Below are 13,422 nucleotides of genomic sequence, written 5' to 3' on the forward strand. Positions count from 1 at the left end.
CGTTATTTACCACTGCCAGCGACATCCTGGCCATCGCGGGTGAGGTAGTAGGCAAGCAAAATGGGAATGGTGGTGAAGGCCACTATGATGAGGGCCACCACGTTGGTGACGGGTCTATCCCGGGGGCGGATCAGCTCCTGATACATCCAGATGGGCAACGTGGTCTGCTGGCCCGCGGTGAAGGTGGTGACGATTACCTCGTCAAAGCTCAGGGCGAACGCCAGCATACCCCCCGCCAGCAACGCGGTGGCGAGGTTGGGCAGGATCACGTAACGCAGGGTCTGGAAGCCGTCGGCTCCGAGATCCATGGAGGCCTCGATCAGCGACAGGTTGGTGCGGCGAAAGCGCGCCAGAGCATTGTTGTAAACCACCACCACACAGAAGGTGGCGTGGCCGATGACGATGGTCCAGAAGCTGAACGGGATCTCCAGCAGGCCGTAGGCGGAGCGTAGCGCTATGCCGGTGACTATGCCGGGCAGGGCGATGGGCAGCACCAGCAGCAGGGACACTACCTCTTGGCCGAAGAAACGGCTGCGGGCGATGGCGCCTGCGGCCAGAGTACCTAGCACCATGGCCGCCAGGGTGGCGAGTCCCGCTACCTCTAGCGACAGCTGGATGGCACGCCACACATCGGGTCTGTTCAGGGTCACCTCGAACCACTTCAAGGTCAGTCCGGGGGGCGGAAACTGATAGCTCTTGCTCTCGCTGGTGAAGGCGTAGAGAAAAATAAACAGGATGGGGATATGCAGGAACAGCAGCCCGCCGATGGCGGCATATTTCAGCAGGAGGGATGGGCGCTGGCCATGGTCCTGATTGATAGAGGGATTAGAGCGCATCGAAGGCTCCCAGCCGTTTGGCGGTCGTTAGGTGGATAGCCATGATCGGGTTAGGTATCTGCGAGCAGCCGGTAAGAAGCATATGGGTATCAAAGCGCATCGAAAGCCCCCAGTCGTTTGGCGATGGTGAGATAGATGGCTATGATCAGGATAGGGACCAACGAGAAGGCGGCGGCAAAGGGCACATTGCCCGCCGTGCCCTGCTGTAGATAGACCACCTGCCCGATATACAGAGTCGAGTTGCCTATGATGCCGGGGATGATGTAATCCCCCAGGGTCAGGGAGAAGGTAAAGATGGAGCCCGCCGCAACCCCAGGCAGTGCCAAGGGCAGGATCAGAGTGCGAAAGGTCTGGGCCGGGCTGGCGCCGAGATCGCTGCTCGCCTCCAGCAGGGAGCGCGGGATCCGCTCCACCGCCGCCTGTATGGGCAGGATCATGAAGGGCAGCCAGACGTAGACGAACACGATGAAGGTGCCGAGCCGGGAGAACGACAGGGAGGGGCCGCCGATCAGTGGCAGAGAGAGAATGCCCTCCAACAGCCAGTCCAGCCCCAGTCCGTGCGCCAGCCAGCTGATGACGCCCTCCTTGGCCAGGATCAGCTTCCAGGCATAGACCCGTACCAGATAGCTGGACCAGAGCGGCAGCATGATGCCGAGATAGAACAGGGCCCGGGTCTTGCCGCTGGTGTAGCGCGCCATGTAGTAGGCGATGGGAAAGCCGAGCAGGGCGCAGGCCAGGGTCACCAGTAGCGACATGCCAACGGTTCGAGCGATGACATCCAGGTTTTCCGCCCGCAGCAGGGCGATGAAGTTCTGCAGTCCCAGCTCATGGCGTACCTGTCCGCTGAACTCGTCCAACCCGAAGAACGCATTGGAGAGCAGCATCAGCAAGGAGCCCACATAGATGATGCCGAGCCAGAGCAGGGGCGGGCCGAGCAGGATCCCGAGCAACAGGCCGGGGCGGCCGTAGAGCAGGGTAGACAGGCGTCGCAATGGATTGGGTCGGGTCGCTGGGGAGGTGTGGCTCATGGCAATACTCGCACTGTGAGGGAGGCTCATGACTGAGCTTCCGGTTCGGTGGTGCTCAGGCGGTGGATGGCCTGCTCCGGCCAGCTGAGACTGACTTGAGTGCCACGAGCCAGACGGGCCTGACCTTCGTTGGGATGATTGACGATGAGCTCGAGCCGCTCCCCCAAGTCGACCCGGTAGCGCACGAAGGCGCCCAGATATTCCACCTCACGAACCTCGCCCGACCAACCTGGGTTGCCGGCATCAGCGAGCCGGATCCGCTCCGGACGTACCATCATCTGCCGGCCGTCACCGCACAACCGCCTGGCCTGCTCCCCTTCGAACAGGTTGACGGTGCCAACGAAGCGGGCGACGAAGGAGGTGGCGGGGGCATCGTAGACTTCATCTGGTGCGGCGATCTGCTCTATCTTGCCCTGATTGAAGATGCAGATACGGTCGCTCATGGAGAGCGCTTCTTGCTGATCGTGGGTGACGAAGATGAAGGTAATGCCAAGCTGACGCTGCAATGCTTTCAGTTCTAGCTGCATCTGTTCGCGCAGCTTGAGATCCAGCGCGCCGAGCGGCTCGTCCAGCAACAGAATACGCGGCTGGTTGATGAGGGCGCGGGCGATGGCGATACGCTGACGCTGGCCGCCGGAGAGCTGGCCCGGTTTGCGATTGCCGACGCCTGGCAGGCGTACCAGCTCCAGCATCTCGTCCACCTTGCGATAACGATCCTGCTTGGGCACCCCTCTGATCATCAGGCCATAGCCGATGTTGTCGCGCACATCCATGTTCGGGAACAGGGCATAGTCCTGAAACACGGTGTTGAGATTGCGATCGTAGGGTGGCACTCGGGAGCAGGGCTCACCGAACAACCGGATCTCCCCCATGCTCGGATATTCGAAGCCCGCGATCATGCGCAAACAGGTGGTCTTGCCGGAACCGCTCGGGCCCAAGAGGGTAAAGAATTCACCGGACGGGATCTGGAAGGAGATGTCCTCGACCGCTTTCACCTCGCCGTAGTGGCGACTGACCCGGTCAAATTGTACTGCTGTCATGGTACGTCCTTGTCATCTAACCGGGCCGGGTCTCCACCCGGCCCATCACGAAATGGCTTCGTCGCTGCGACATAGCAGCGGCTGGATCAGCGACCGCCCAGGATGGCGATATAGTCCGACACCCAGCGATAGTAGGGCACGCAGGTTCCCTGGCTCTTGCACTGGGACACAGGCGTGCGCCAGAAGTGAACTCTGTTGAAGTTGTCGATGCCGTTGGTCTTGCAGCCCTCTTTCCCCAGCAGGGCATTGCCCTCGCAGGCGGCGGGCACCACCGGTACCGAGCCAAACCAGGAGGCGAGATCCCCCTGCAGCTTGTTGTTGAGGGAGTGCTCAAGCCACTTGTAGGCGCAGGTCAGGTTCTTGGCCTCGCTGTGTACCATGCTGGTGTCGGCCCAGCCGGTGACTCCCTCCTTGGGCACAGTGGTGGCGATGGGTTGCTTGTCGGCGATCAGGGCATTGGCCTGATAGGGCCAGGAGTCGGAGGCCACTACTCCTTCATTCTTGAAGTCATCGATCTGGACGGAGGCGTCGTGCCAGTAGCGTCCCACCAGCTGACGCTGCTTGCGCAGCAGCTCGAGGGAGGCCTTGTACTGATCCTCGTTCAGCTCGTAAGGATCCTTGATGCCAAGCGCCGGCTGGTGGCTCATCAGATAGAGGGCGGCATCGGCGATGTGGATGGGACCGTCGAAGGCCTGCACCCGCCCCTTGTTGGACTTGCCGTCCGGCAGGGTCTGCTCCTCAAACACCACACTCCAGGAATCGGGCGCCTTGGGGAAGGTTTTGGTGTTGTACATCAGGATGTTGCCGCCCCACTGGTAGGGCACGCCGTAGTGCTTGCCATCGACCGTGTGCCAGAGGGCATTTTGCAGGCGGGGATCTATCTTGCTGTAGCTTGGGATCAGTGCCAGGTTGAGCGCCTGGACCTTGCCGCCCGCGATGAGGCGCAGGCTGGCGTCGCCGGAGGCGGTCACCAGATCGAAGCCCCCTTCGTTCATCAGCGCCACCATCTCGTCCGAGGTGGCAGCGGTCTTGACGCTGACCTTGCAGCCGGTCTCTTGCTCGAAGCCAGTCACCCAGTCGTAGCTTTTATCGGTCTCGCCGCGTTCCACATAGCCGGCCCAGGCCACGATATTGAGTTGGCCTTCGCCCTTGCCGAGCTCGGTGGGGGCGGCTTGCGTCTGGCCTGCCAGCAGGGCCGGGATCAGGGCCAGGGTCAGTGGGGTCAGTTTCATCTTGCTCTCCTTGCATGATCTTGAACCATGGCGATGTCGCCATGGCATTAACATCCTGTTAACTATTCATGAGCGTAGGAGAGGCGGGCAGTAATGAAAATTTCAATTTTTAACCGCAGAGGTATCAGCTAAATCGATATCGAGTGCAGATGAATCTGATTTTCAGTCAGGTGTCGGGGGCTCGTTATGCGCGAGAGGCGGGTTGACGGGCCCGCAACCGGCTCTGATCCCGCACTATGTCGATGAACTCACGGGCGGTCCAGCTCAGGCGCGAGCCGCGGCGCCACACCAGGCCGATGTCGATAGCGGGAATAGGTTCCTTGATGGTGCGGGCCTCGACCCGTTCCTGCTCCAGTGACCAGGGGCGATAGGCGAAGTCTGGCAGCAGGGCGGCCCCGAGCTGGCTGGCCACCAGGCTGCGCACCGCTTCCACCGAGGCGGTGCGCAGCACGATGCGGGGTGAGATGCCGTAACGGCGCAGGCCCGAGCCGATGATCTGATCCAGCTGATCGGCGGTGAGGGAGATCATGGGCTCCTCGGCGAGGGCCTTGAGTGAGAGGGTCGATTCGGCGCAGAGGGGATGATTGGCGGCGAGCCAGAGCCGCAGCGGTGAGCGGGTCAGCAGTTCGGTATCGAACGCCTCCTGGCGGATGGTGCGGTTGGTCATCAGGATCCCCACATCCACTTCGCCATTGACTATCTGGTGCTCGAGGAACGGCTGCTCGTCCTCTTTTACTTCTATGCGCACCGCCGGGAAGGTGCGTCTGAAGCGGCCTAGCGCCTCCGACAGGTAATAGCCAGCTACTAGCGTGGTCACGCCTACGGTGAGTTGACCCTGATCCTGCTGTGCCACCGCCTTGAGGGATTGGCCCGCCTCGGTCATGGCGCCGAGGATGCGTCTGGCATGGAGCAGGAATTGGTGGCCCTGGGCGGTGAGGCTGACGCCGCGCGGGTTGCGCTCGAACAGGGCGGCGCCAAGTTCGGTCTCCAGCTCGCGGATGGCGCTGGTGACGGCCGACTGGGAGATATGCAGTTCGGCGGCGGCGCGACTCACCGAGAAACTGTCTGCCACGGCCACGAAATAGCGGATCTGGCGAAAGGTGAAGTTCATCTGGGCATCCTGCCACTGGGTTGGCAATCAGCTTAACCGCGAACCGCATCCAAACGAAAGGCGCCCGCAGGCGCCTTTGTCATTGTTTTTGAATGATTAGCGGGAGCTGGCCGCCGCAATTACCGGCAGCCGGTTCACCCCCTTGCCCAGATAGGCGAGGGTGATGGTCACAATGATGCAGGTGAAGCTGAGCCACATGTAGGGCAGGTAGTCGAGGGTCGCGACCCCCAGCACCCCGGCCATGAAGATGCCGTTGTCGCTCCAGGGCACCATGCCGCAGGTGAGGGTGCCGCCGAACTCGGCGTTGCGGGAGAGGTTCTTGCGTGCCAGTCCCAGCCGGTCGTAGTTTTTGGCCATGATCTTGGGTGTCAGGATCAGCGACACATACATGGCCGAGCCGAACACATTGGCCAGGAAGGCGGTGCCTATGGTGTGGGTGGTCAGGCTGCCGGCGCTGTTGATACGCTTCTCGAAGGCGTTGGCGATCACCGCCAGGATGCCGACCTTCTCCAGCAAGCCACCAAAGCCCAAGCCGAAGATGATGACGGCCACCGACCCCAGCATGGACTCCATGCCGCCGCGGCCCAGGATGTTGTCGATGAAATCGACCCCGGAGACGATGGGGAAGGGGCTGTAGGCGGAGTGCATGGCTTTTATCGGATCCATGTCCTGGAAGGCGATGGCCCAGACAAGGCCCAGCAGGGCGCCGAAGCTGATCACCGGGAAGGCAGGCTCGCGGTTGGCCAGCAGGCCCAGCACCAGCACTACGGGCACTATGGCCAGCGGGGTGATGTTGAACTGCTTGTCGAGCGCCTCCATTACCAGATTGACCTGTTCCAGGCTGACATTGCCGGAGTATTGCATGCCGACCACAGTGAACAGGGCCGCCGTGATGACGTAGGAGAACAGGCTGATGGGCAGCATGCCCTTGATGTGCTCCACCACGTCGACGTTGGACATGGTGGATGCCAGTACCACGGAATCGGAGAGAGGGGAGAGTTTGTCACCGAAATAGACGCCGGAGAGCACGGCGCCCGCCACCAGCGGTGCGGGTACCCCCAGACTGTGGCCTATGCCCATCATGGCGATACCGGCGGTGGCGGCGGAGCCCCAGGAGGTGCCGGTGGCCAGTGAGGTGAGGGAGCAGATGATCAGGGTCGCCAGCAGGAAGATGGACGGGTGTATCACCTTGAGGCCGAAGTAGATGATGCTGGGCACTATGCCGCCGGCGATCCAGGTGCCGACCAGGGCACCGACGGAAACCAGTATCAGGATGGCCCCCATCCCTTTGGCGACGCCGTCGACGGCGGCCTGCTCCAGGGATTTATAATCATGGCCGAGCTTGATGCCGAGCCCCATGATAACGAACCAGGCGATGAACAGTGCCAGCTGGATGGGCAAGTCGAGCAGGCTGGTGAAGGAGAAGGCCAGGGCCAGGAAAATGGCCAAGCAGGCAAACACCTGTGGCATGCTGGGTAGTCGAATGTGGTTGTGCTGGTTTTGCATAGATACTTCCTAAACTCTTGCTCGCCAAGGTCGCTCCCTCTCGTCCTGTGGATACTGGTATCCCGAGGGGCAACCCAAAAAGAGGCCGCAATCTACCACAAACTCAGGGCTTAAAATCCCAACGTATTTAGCAAAAATGCATTATTGATTGAAAAACCCACCAATTAGTTGATCTCGTAACCGTTTTTTTATGTCGGGTCGATACCGGCGAAATGGGCAAGACCCATAGGAAAGTCCGATTGCATACTTCTAAAATACAAATGATAATTATTATCAAAGTGTGCGATAAGGATATTCACCATGATCTGGATAGTGCGAGGCTTGCTGCTGGTGGGGTTGCTGGCGGTGCTGGGCTGGGGTCAGGACAAGGCGTATGGCATCTGGAGCCTGAGTTTTCTGCTGGCCGCCTGGGTCATGCTGGAGCCCAAGCTGAGGCCGGTGTTGATCCTGCTGCCCGTCGCAGGCATGACGGGGGTGGTCGCCTTGCTCTGGCAGCACAGCTGGCTGTAGCTGCCGGGTAGCCGTCAGCGGTAAGGGATTGCCTGAATCTTGTCGTGGGCTTGGCTCAATGCCTCGATCACCTTCTGCTCCATCTCGGTGCGCTGGGCATCACTCGTGAAGTAGATCATGTCGACGCTGTGACGGATGTAGTGGCTGGGGAGCTGATTCAGGGTGAGGCAGCAGAGATCGGCTAGCTGGTGAGAGGTCAAGGTCTGGTCAAGACCCTGTTTTTCTATCTCTTTGAGCACCAGATGTTCATAGAAGTTGTGAATATCGGTATCCAGGATCATCGATAGCCCTCGTCCATGATGTTGAAGTATCAACAGCATAGCCGCGCAGACAGAAAAAACAAAAGGCCCATAACTTGCGTTATGGGCCTTTTGCAGAATAGATGGTGCGAAGAGAGGGACTCGAACCCTCACATCCGTGGGACACTAACACCTGAAGCTAGCGCGTCTACCAATTCCGCCACCTTCGCACACTGTTTTTCTCCAGCAGTTTTTAAATGCGGTTGGACGCATTGCTCTGTTTTAACATGTCAGAATCATGGTGCGAAGAGAGGGACTCGAACCCTCACACCCGGGGGGCACTAACACCTGAAGCTAGCGCGTCTACCAATTCCGCCACCTTCGCACATCGGGTTATCAGTCTGGATTTACATGCTGTCTGATAAAAGCATGGTGCGAAGAGAGGGACTCGAACCCTCACATCCGTGGGACACTAACACCTGAAGCTAGCGCGTCTACCAATTCCGCCACCTTCGCACATTGGGTCATCAGTCTGGATTTACATGCTGTCTGATAAAGCATGGTGCGAAGAGAGGGACTCGAACCCTCACATCCGTGGGACACTAACACCTGAAGCTAGCGCGTCTACCAATTCCGCCACCTTCGCACATTGTCATCAATCTTGTTTTACATGCCATCGATGGAGCATGTTGCAGTATGGTGCGAAGAGAGGGACTCGAACCCTCACATCCGTGGGACACTAACACCTGAAGCTAGCGCGTCTACCAATTCCGCCACCTTCGCATCACTGCGGTCGGGGATTTTATAGAGTTTTGGGGGGGCGTCAACAGCCAAAGGGGACTTTTTTCGCTGTTGACGGATAAAGCCGCGCTAAGGGCACAAAACTTCAGCAAATCAGCGTCGAACCGGGGCCAGCGCATCCCGATACATCTGCTCGTACTGGATCACAGAATCAGCCCAGTTGAAGCGGGTATGCATGGCATTGCGTTGTACCTGAGCGAAGCGGTCAGGATCTTGCAGATAGTGGAGCAGGCTGCGGCGCATGGCATCGAGCAGGGTGCTGGCGGTGGGATCGTTGAAGCAAAAACCGGTGGCCAGCGCCGGGTCGGCAGCCCAGTCCACCACAGTGTCCTTCAGGCCGCCGACGGCCCGCACCAGCGGCAGGGTGCCATAGGCGAGGCTGTACATCTGGTTGAGCCCGCAGGGCTCGAACAGCGAAGGCATCAGGAAGAAGTCGGCGCCAGCCTCTACCAGGTGAGCCAGCCGGTCGTCATAGGCGTTGATGAAGGCGAACTTGTCCGGGTGCTGTTGGGCGATGGCCTGCAACTGGGCGGCGAGGGAAGGATCGCCTGAGCCGACGATAACCATCTGCACCTGGTGCTGCAGGAATTTGTCCAGGGTCGGGATCAGCAGGTGCACCCCTTTCTGTTCTGTCAGGCGACATACCATGCCATAAATTGGCAAATTTTCAGCAGAAAGTCCTACTTCCTGTTGCAACGTCTGTTTGCAGACCCGCTTGCCGGCCAGCTGGTCAACGTCATAGGTGGCGGGCAGCAGGGCATCGGATGCGGGATCCCAGTCCTGATAGTCGCAGCCGTTGAGGATGCCGCACAGATCGTTTGCCCGTTGCTGGAACACGCTGGCCATACCGTGGGCGCCCAGGTGAGTGAGCAGCTCGTTGGCATAGTTGGGGCTGACTGCATTGATCTTGTCGGCATAGAGCACCCCGCATTTGAGCAGGTTGACGTGGCCGTAGTCGTAGTTGATGCGCTGCTCGTAGTCCGCTATCTCGGGCACGGCCCAGAACTGCTGGCGATCGAATATCCCCTGAAACGCCGCATTGTGGATGCTGATCACCGATCGGGTGCGTTGGAAGAAGGGATTCTGGGCATGCCGGGTCTTGAGCAGTAGCGGCAACAGGCCGGTGTGCCAGTCATTGCAGTGGGCAATGTCGGGCGCAAAGTTGAGCTGCTCGCAGGCATGCAGGGCGGCCGCGGCCAGGAAGGCGAAACGCTCACCATTGTCGGGATAGGCCTGATTGTGCTCGGCATAGAGCTGGGACCGCTCAAAATATTGCGGGCAATCGAGCAGGTAGACGCAGATCCCGTCCAGCTCCAGCTGATAGATGCGATAGCTGATATCGGCTCTGTCCGGCGGAGTGGGCAGCCAGCGCGAGGCGATGAGCTTGGCCTCGTCCCGGCGCTTGAGTGTCTTATAGAAGGGCAGGATGATGCGAACATCGTGGCTCTGCCGGGCCAGATACAGTGGCAGGGCTCTGGCCACATCCGCCAGACCCCCGGTCTTCACCAGCCCCTCAACCTCCGAGGCAACAAACAGGATTTTCAGTGGGTTAATAGCCAACTCTTGCTCCCTTAGGTACCACGACGATACCGCCTTCGGATACGGTAAACCTCTCTCTGTCATGGTCCAGATTTTCACCGATCACGGTGCCGGGTGCAATTTCAACATTTTTATCGATGATGGCACGCCGAATTGAGCAGCCCTCACCTATCTTCACATCCCCCAACAGCACGGATTCACTGATGTGGCTGCAGGCGCCTATGTTGCAGCTAAAGCCCAGGATGGAACGCTGGATCTGGCTGCCCTGGATGAAACATCCGCCGGAGATCAAGGAGTTGGCTATCTTGACTTTGCACTCGTCGGTGTCGATGAAGGTGGCTGGCGGCAGCGGCGGGTAGTGGGTGTGCAGCGGCCACTTGCGGTTGTAGAGCGAGAAGGGCGCATCGTCGGCGACCAGGTCCATGTGCGCCTGCCAATAGGAATCCAGCGTACCCACGTCACGCCAGTAGACGTTGGGTTTCTCGCCCGGGATCACGTTGCTGCTGTAGTCGTAGACATAGACAGGGGTGCGCGGGTAGAGGCTAGGGATGATGTCCTTGCCGAAATCGTGGCTGGAGTTCTCCTCGGCGGCATCCCGTTTCAACTCGCGGTACAGCGTCTCGGTCTCGAAGATGTAGTTGCCCATGGAGACCAGAGCCTGGGTGGGATCCCCCGGGATGTGCTTGGGATGCTTGGGTTTTTCCTCAAAGCCAATCATCCGTCCTTCCTGATCCACTTCGATCACCCCGAAGGCGCTCGCCTCCTCGATGGGCATGCGCAGCGCGGCGACCGTCATGGCGGCCGCCTTCTGCTTGTGGAAGGAGACCATCTGGCTCACATCCATCTTGTAGATGTGGTCTGAGCCGAAGATGCAGACATGCTCGGGATCCGAGGTTTCGATGAAGCGCAGATTCTGGTAGATGGCGTCGGCGGTGCCGTCATACCAGCGCTTGCCCATCCGCATCTGGGCCGGGATGGGGTCGATGAAACGATCGGTGATACCAACGATGTTCCAGCCCTTCTTCATGTGCAGATAGAGGGACTGGGACTTGAATTGGGTGAGCACGTAGATGCGCAGGAAGTCGGCGTTGACGAAGTTGTTGAGGACGAAGTCGATCAAGCGATAGCTGCCGCCAAAGGGGACCGAAGGCTTGCTGCGGGTGGTGGTCAATGGCTGGAGGCGAGTACCTTCGCCCCCGGCCAGAATCATGGTCAATATGCCTGCCATTTGTATCTCTCTCCCTGCTTGAAAAGGTTTTCAGTCCGCTGCGAAAAAACACCCCTTAAGGGGTGTAAATCGTTTTCCTGGTACCTTATCAGATCCCGTCTGGCACTCTCTACTTGTTTTATTACAACAGTTAGACTTATTTACACTTTGCTCAGATAGACCTTGAATTTGGCATCGCTACCGATCACTTCGGTCCGTTTGAAGTGAGTATCCAGTATAGGCTGGTATCGCAGGAAGGCATTGGCGACTATGGTCAGGTCGCCGTTGGCAGAGAGGTATCCGGGGGCCTCGGCCAGGAAGGTTTCGGTGGCGGCATAGAAGGTTTTGAGGCCGGCATGGAAGGGCGGATTCGAGACAATATGTTGGAATTTTTCGGCAATATTGGAATACACATCAGAGGCATACACCTGCCCCTTCAAACTGTTGACGGCTAGGGTACGGCGGCTGGATTCGAGTGCCAGTGCGCTGATGTCCACCATGTTGACGGTCAGCTCCGGGTTGCGCTTGGCCAGGACAGAGCCGATGACGCCGGCGCCGCAGCCGAAATCGAGCAGACGGCCGCTCATGGAGGGCACAGTGGCCAGCAGCATCTGGCTACCGAGATCCAGCCCGTCGGCACTGAATACCCCGGGCAGCGCCATGACGGTCAGATCTGTCTCTCCGGCCCGGCACTCATAGCGGCTGAACCAGGCATCCAGCTCGAACGGCGCGACCGGCTTGCTGAGCTCGCCGTGATAGAGGGAGCAACGGCGCGCCGAATCCCGTTTGATCGGTTTCTCGCCATAAGGGGCCAGCAGCTTGTCCGCACCATTGATGCCACCCCGGTTTTCACCGGCCAGCAGCAGATCGGCGCCCGCCTCCAGCAGGGGCGTCATCATCGCCAGCAGATATTGTGCCTCGGCCTTGGCCTTGGGCATCAGCAACAACAGGGCATCGAAGCGAGGGGCGCCCCCGAGCTGGTGGTCGAACAGGATGTTGTTGCCCAGAGCAGCTTGCTGACCGCGGTAGTAGCAATAATCGGTGGTGAAGACCGTCAGACTATCGGTCAGTTCGGCCAGCTGGCGCGGGTAGTCATCCTCCAGGGCGCCGCAGATCAATAGCCGCTTGCCGACAAAGAGGGCTTGGTTACGTTCCAGCATCTGGCTGACGGCACTGATAGGACGGCTCATTGTGTCTCTCCACGCAATTTTGGGCGGCCATTATACATGGCCGCTTTCGCCTTGACATTTATGCCGTGTTACCGAAATATGCCAAGACACCTTATTTACCCAGAGATGATGCAATGCGGCAGCGCGTATCGAAACGAAAGCATAAACAAAGCCCGAACCATGGGCCTGCTGACGTGCGCGCGTAACCTCTCATCCCTGAGACGATTCAGCCCCGGTAGCGACCCCCGTACCGGGGCTTTTTATTGGTCTTTTACCAGTGTTTAGGAGAAGGAAATCCCATGTTTCAAGGTTCGATAGTTGCTCTGATCACCCCATTTCGGCAGGGCCAGCTGGATGAGGCCGCGCTGGTCCGTCTGGTGGAGTGGCACATAGAGCAGGGGACGCACGGCATAGTGCCGGTCGGTACCACGGGGGAGAGCCCGACCCTGACTCACGATGAGCATTGCCGGGTGGTGGAGTTGGTGATCAAGCAGGTGGCGGGACGTGTTCCCGTCATCGCCGGCGCCGGCTCCAACAATCCGGTCGAGGCGATCGAGTACACCCGTTACGCCGAGCAGATGGGGGCGGATGCCACCCTGCACGTGGCGGGTTACTACAATCGCCCCAGCCAGGAGGGATTGTTCCATCATTTCAAGGCGGTGCATGACGCCACCAGCAAACCGATCATCGTCTACAACATTCCGCCGCGTGCCATCGTCGATGTGCAGCCGGCGACTCTGGCCCGCCTGGCCGAGCTGCCGCGAATCGTGGGTGTGAAGGATGCCACCGGCGATCTGGCCCGCCCCTGGACCGAACGTCAGCTGATCAAGAAGCCGTTTGCCTGGCTCTCGGGCGAGGATGCCACCGCGGTTGCCTACAACATCGGTGGAGGCCAGGGCTGCATCTCGGTGACGGCCAACGTGGCCCCCAAGCTGGTGGCCGAGGTGCAGAATCTGACCCTGGCTGGCGAGTGGCAGGCTGCCCGCGAGTTGCAAGACAAGCTGATCCCGCTGCACCAGGCCATGTTCGCCGAACCTAGCCCGGCCGGCGCCAAATACGCAGTCTCCCTGCTCGGCTTGTGCAGCGAGGAGTGTCGTCTGCCGGTGATGCCGCTGTCGGAAGCGACCCGTGAGCGGATCCGCAATGCCATGCAGGCGTTGAATTTGTTGTAAAAACTGGGCTCTGGATCGCGCTTTTGAGTGTT

12 protein-coding genes and 5 tRNA genes are annotated in these 13,422 nt (G+C 59.6%); 2 read left to right on the plus strand and 15 right to left on the minus strand.

Annotated features, from left to right (window positions below; translation table 11 throughout):
• Positions 1–2 precede the first annotated feature (2 nt).
• The 6 genes from BN1137_RS12475 to nhaC form a co-directional block, all read right to left on the minus strand.
• A complete protein-coding gene (locus tag BN1137_RS12475) occupies positions 3–836 on the minus strand; it encodes an ABC transporter permease (protein ID WP_050718917.1) in 834 nt (277 codons plus the stop codon).
• 89 nt (positions 837–925) lie between these two features.
• Positions 926–1,894 (minus strand): ABC transporter permease, encoded by a 969-nt coding sequence (locus BN1137_RS12480; RefSeq protein WP_050718918.1) that lies wholly within the window; start codon positions 1,892–1,894, stop codon positions 926–928.
• A complete protein-coding gene (locus BN1137_RS12485; RefSeq protein ID WP_050718919.1) occupies positions 1,891–2,904 on the minus strand; it encodes an ABC transporter ATP-binding protein in 1,014 nt (337 codons plus the stop codon). Before BN1137_RS12485 ends, BN1137_RS12480 begins: the two co-directional genes overlap by 4 nt.
• 86 nt (positions 2,905–2,990) lie before the next feature.
• Complete coding sequence (locus BN1137_RS12490; protein ID WP_050718920.1) at positions 2,991–4,136, minus strand: ABC transporter substrate-binding protein; 1,146 nt, start codon at positions 4,134–4,136, stop codon at positions 2,991–2,993.
• 184 nt (positions 4,137–4,320) lie between these two features.
• Positions 4,321–5,247 carry a LysR family transcriptional regulator gene (locus tag BN1137_RS12495; RefSeq protein WP_050718921.1) on the minus strand — a complete coding sequence of 309 codons (927 nt, stop codon included), beginning with the start codon at positions 5,245–5,247 and terminating at the stop codon, positions 4,321–4,323.
• A 96-nt stretch (positions 5,248–5,343) separates the two neighbouring features.
• Complete coding sequence (gene nhaC, locus BN1137_RS12500; protein ID WP_050718922.1) at positions 5,344–6,753, minus strand: Na+/H+ antiporter NhaC; 1,410 nt, start codon at positions 6,751–6,753, stop codon at positions 5,344–5,346.
• Between the two features lie 300 nt (positions 6,754–7,053).
• Between nhaC and BN1137_RS12505 the strand changes: the two genes are divergently transcribed.
• Positions 7,054–7,263 carry a hypothetical protein gene (locus BN1137_RS12505; RefSeq protein WP_050718923.1) on the plus strand — a complete coding sequence of 70 codons (210 nt, stop codon included), beginning with the start codon at positions 7,054–7,056 and terminating at the stop codon, positions 7,261–7,263.
• 14 nt (positions 7,264–7,277) lie between these two features.
• Here the strand turns inward: BN1137_RS12505 and BN1137_RS12510 are convergent, their stop codons facing one another.
• The 9 genes from BN1137_RS12510 to rsmC all read right to left on the minus strand — a co-directional run bounded on the left by BN1137_RS12510 (position 7,278) and on the right by rsmC (position 12,239).
• Positions 7,278–7,544: a late competence development ComFB family protein gene (locus BN1137_RS12510; RefSeq protein WP_050718924.1), complete on the minus strand. Its 267-nt coding sequence runs from the start codon at positions 7,542–7,544 to the stop codon at positions 7,278–7,280.
• 102 nt (positions 7,545–7,646) lie between these two features.
• Positions 7,647–7,732 (minus strand) — tRNA-Leu (locus BN1137_RS12515).
• A gap of 69 nt (positions 7,733–7,801) precedes the next feature.
• Positions 7,802–7,887 (minus strand) — tRNA-Leu (locus tag BN1137_RS12520).
• A 45-nt stretch (positions 7,888–7,932) separates the two neighbouring features.
• Positions 7,933–8,018: transfer RNA gene (locus BN1137_RS12525), tRNA-Leu, on the minus strand.
• Positions 8,019–8,062: 44 nt separating this feature from the next.
• A tRNA-Leu gene (locus tag BN1137_RS12530) sits at positions 8,063–8,148 on the minus strand.
• A 51-nt stretch (positions 8,149–8,199) separates the two neighbouring features.
• Positions 8,200–8,285: transfer RNA gene (locus tag BN1137_RS12535), tRNA-Leu, on the minus strand.
• A 111-nt stretch (positions 8,286–8,396) separates the two neighbouring features.
• Positions 8,397–9,863, minus strand: a complete 1,467-nt coding sequence (gene glgA / locus BN1137_RS12540; protein ID WP_050718925.1) for a glycogen synthase GlgA — start codon at positions 9,861–9,863, stop codon at positions 8,397–8,399.
• Positions 9,853–11,070: a glucose-1-phosphate adenylyltransferase gene (gene glgC, locus BN1137_RS12545; protein ID WP_050718926.1), complete on the minus strand. Its 1,218-nt coding sequence runs from the start codon at positions 11,068–11,070 to the stop codon at positions 9,853–9,855. Before glgC ends, glgA begins: the two co-directional genes overlap by 11 nt.
• 140 nt (positions 11,071–11,210) lie before the next feature.
• On the minus strand, positions 11,211–12,239 hold the full coding sequence (gene rsmC, locus BN1137_RS12550; RefSeq protein WP_050718927.1) for a 16S rRNA (guanine(1207)-N(2))-methyltransferase RsmC: 1,029 nt from the start codon (positions 12,237–12,239) through the stop codon (positions 11,211–11,213).
• Positions 12,240–12,517: 278 nt separating this feature from the next.
• Here rsmC and dapA point away from each other — a divergent pair, with 278 nt between their 5' ends.
• Positions 12,518–13,390, plus strand: coding sequence for a 4-hydroxy-tetrahydrodipicolinate synthase (gene dapA, locus BN1137_RS12555; protein ID WP_050718928.1), 873 nt, complete (start codon positions 12,518–12,520; stop codon positions 13,388–13,390).
• Positions 13,391–13,422: the final 32 nt, after the last annotated feature.

The organism is Aeromonas tecta (assembly GCF_000820185.1).
GTDB classification, from domain to species: domain Bacteria; phylum Pseudomonadota; class Gammaproteobacteria; order Enterobacterales; family Aeromonadaceae; genus Aeromonas; species Aeromonas tecta.

What these genes read in the sequence shown, in the direction of transcription:
- nhaC (WP_050718922.1), bottom strand. Translation starts at nt 6,753, where the DNA reads ATGCAAAACCAGCACAACCACATTCGACTACCCAGCATGCCACAGGTG.
- BN1137_RS12485 (WP_050718919.1), bottom strand. Translation starts at nt 2,904, where the DNA reads ATGACAGCAGTACAATTTGACCGGGTCAGTCGCCACTACGGCGAGGTG.
- BN1137_RS12480 (WP_050718918.1), bottom strand. Translation starts at nt 1,894, where the DNA reads ATGAGCCTCCCTCACAGTGCGAGTATTGCCATGAGCCACACCTCCCCA.
- rsmC (WP_050718927.1), bottom strand. Translation starts at nt 12,239, where the DNA reads ATGAGCCGTCCTATCAGTGCCGTCAGCCAGATGCTGGAACGTAACCAA.
- BN1137_RS12495 (WP_050718921.1), bottom strand. Translation starts at nt 5,247, where the DNA reads ATGAACTTCACCTTTCGCCAGATCCGCTATTTCGTGGCCGTGGCAGAC.
- glgC (WP_050718926.1), bottom strand. Translation starts at nt 11,070, where the DNA reads ATGGCAGGCATATTGACCATGATTCTGGCCGGGGGCGAAGGTACTCGC.
- BN1137_RS12490 (WP_050718920.1), bottom strand. Translation starts at nt 4,136, where the DNA reads ATGAAACTGACCCCACTGACCCTGGCCCTGATCCCGGCCCTGCTGGCA.
- BN1137_RS12505 (WP_050718923.1), top strand. Translation starts at nt 7,054, where the DNA reads ATGATCTGGATAGTGCGAGGCTTGCTGCTGGTGGGGTTGCTGGCGGTG.
- BN1137_RS12475 (WP_050718917.1), bottom strand. Translation starts at nt 836, where the DNA reads ATGCGCTCTAATCCCTCTATCAATCAGGACCATGGCCAGCGCCCATCC.
- BN1137_RS12510 (WP_050718924.1), bottom strand. Translation starts at nt 7,544, where the DNA reads ATGATCCTGGATACCGATATTCACAACTTCTATGAACATCTGGTGCTC.
- dapA (WP_050718928.1), top strand. Translation starts at nt 12,518, where the DNA reads ATGTTTCAAGGTTCGATAGTTGCTCTGATCACCCCATTTCGGCAGGGC.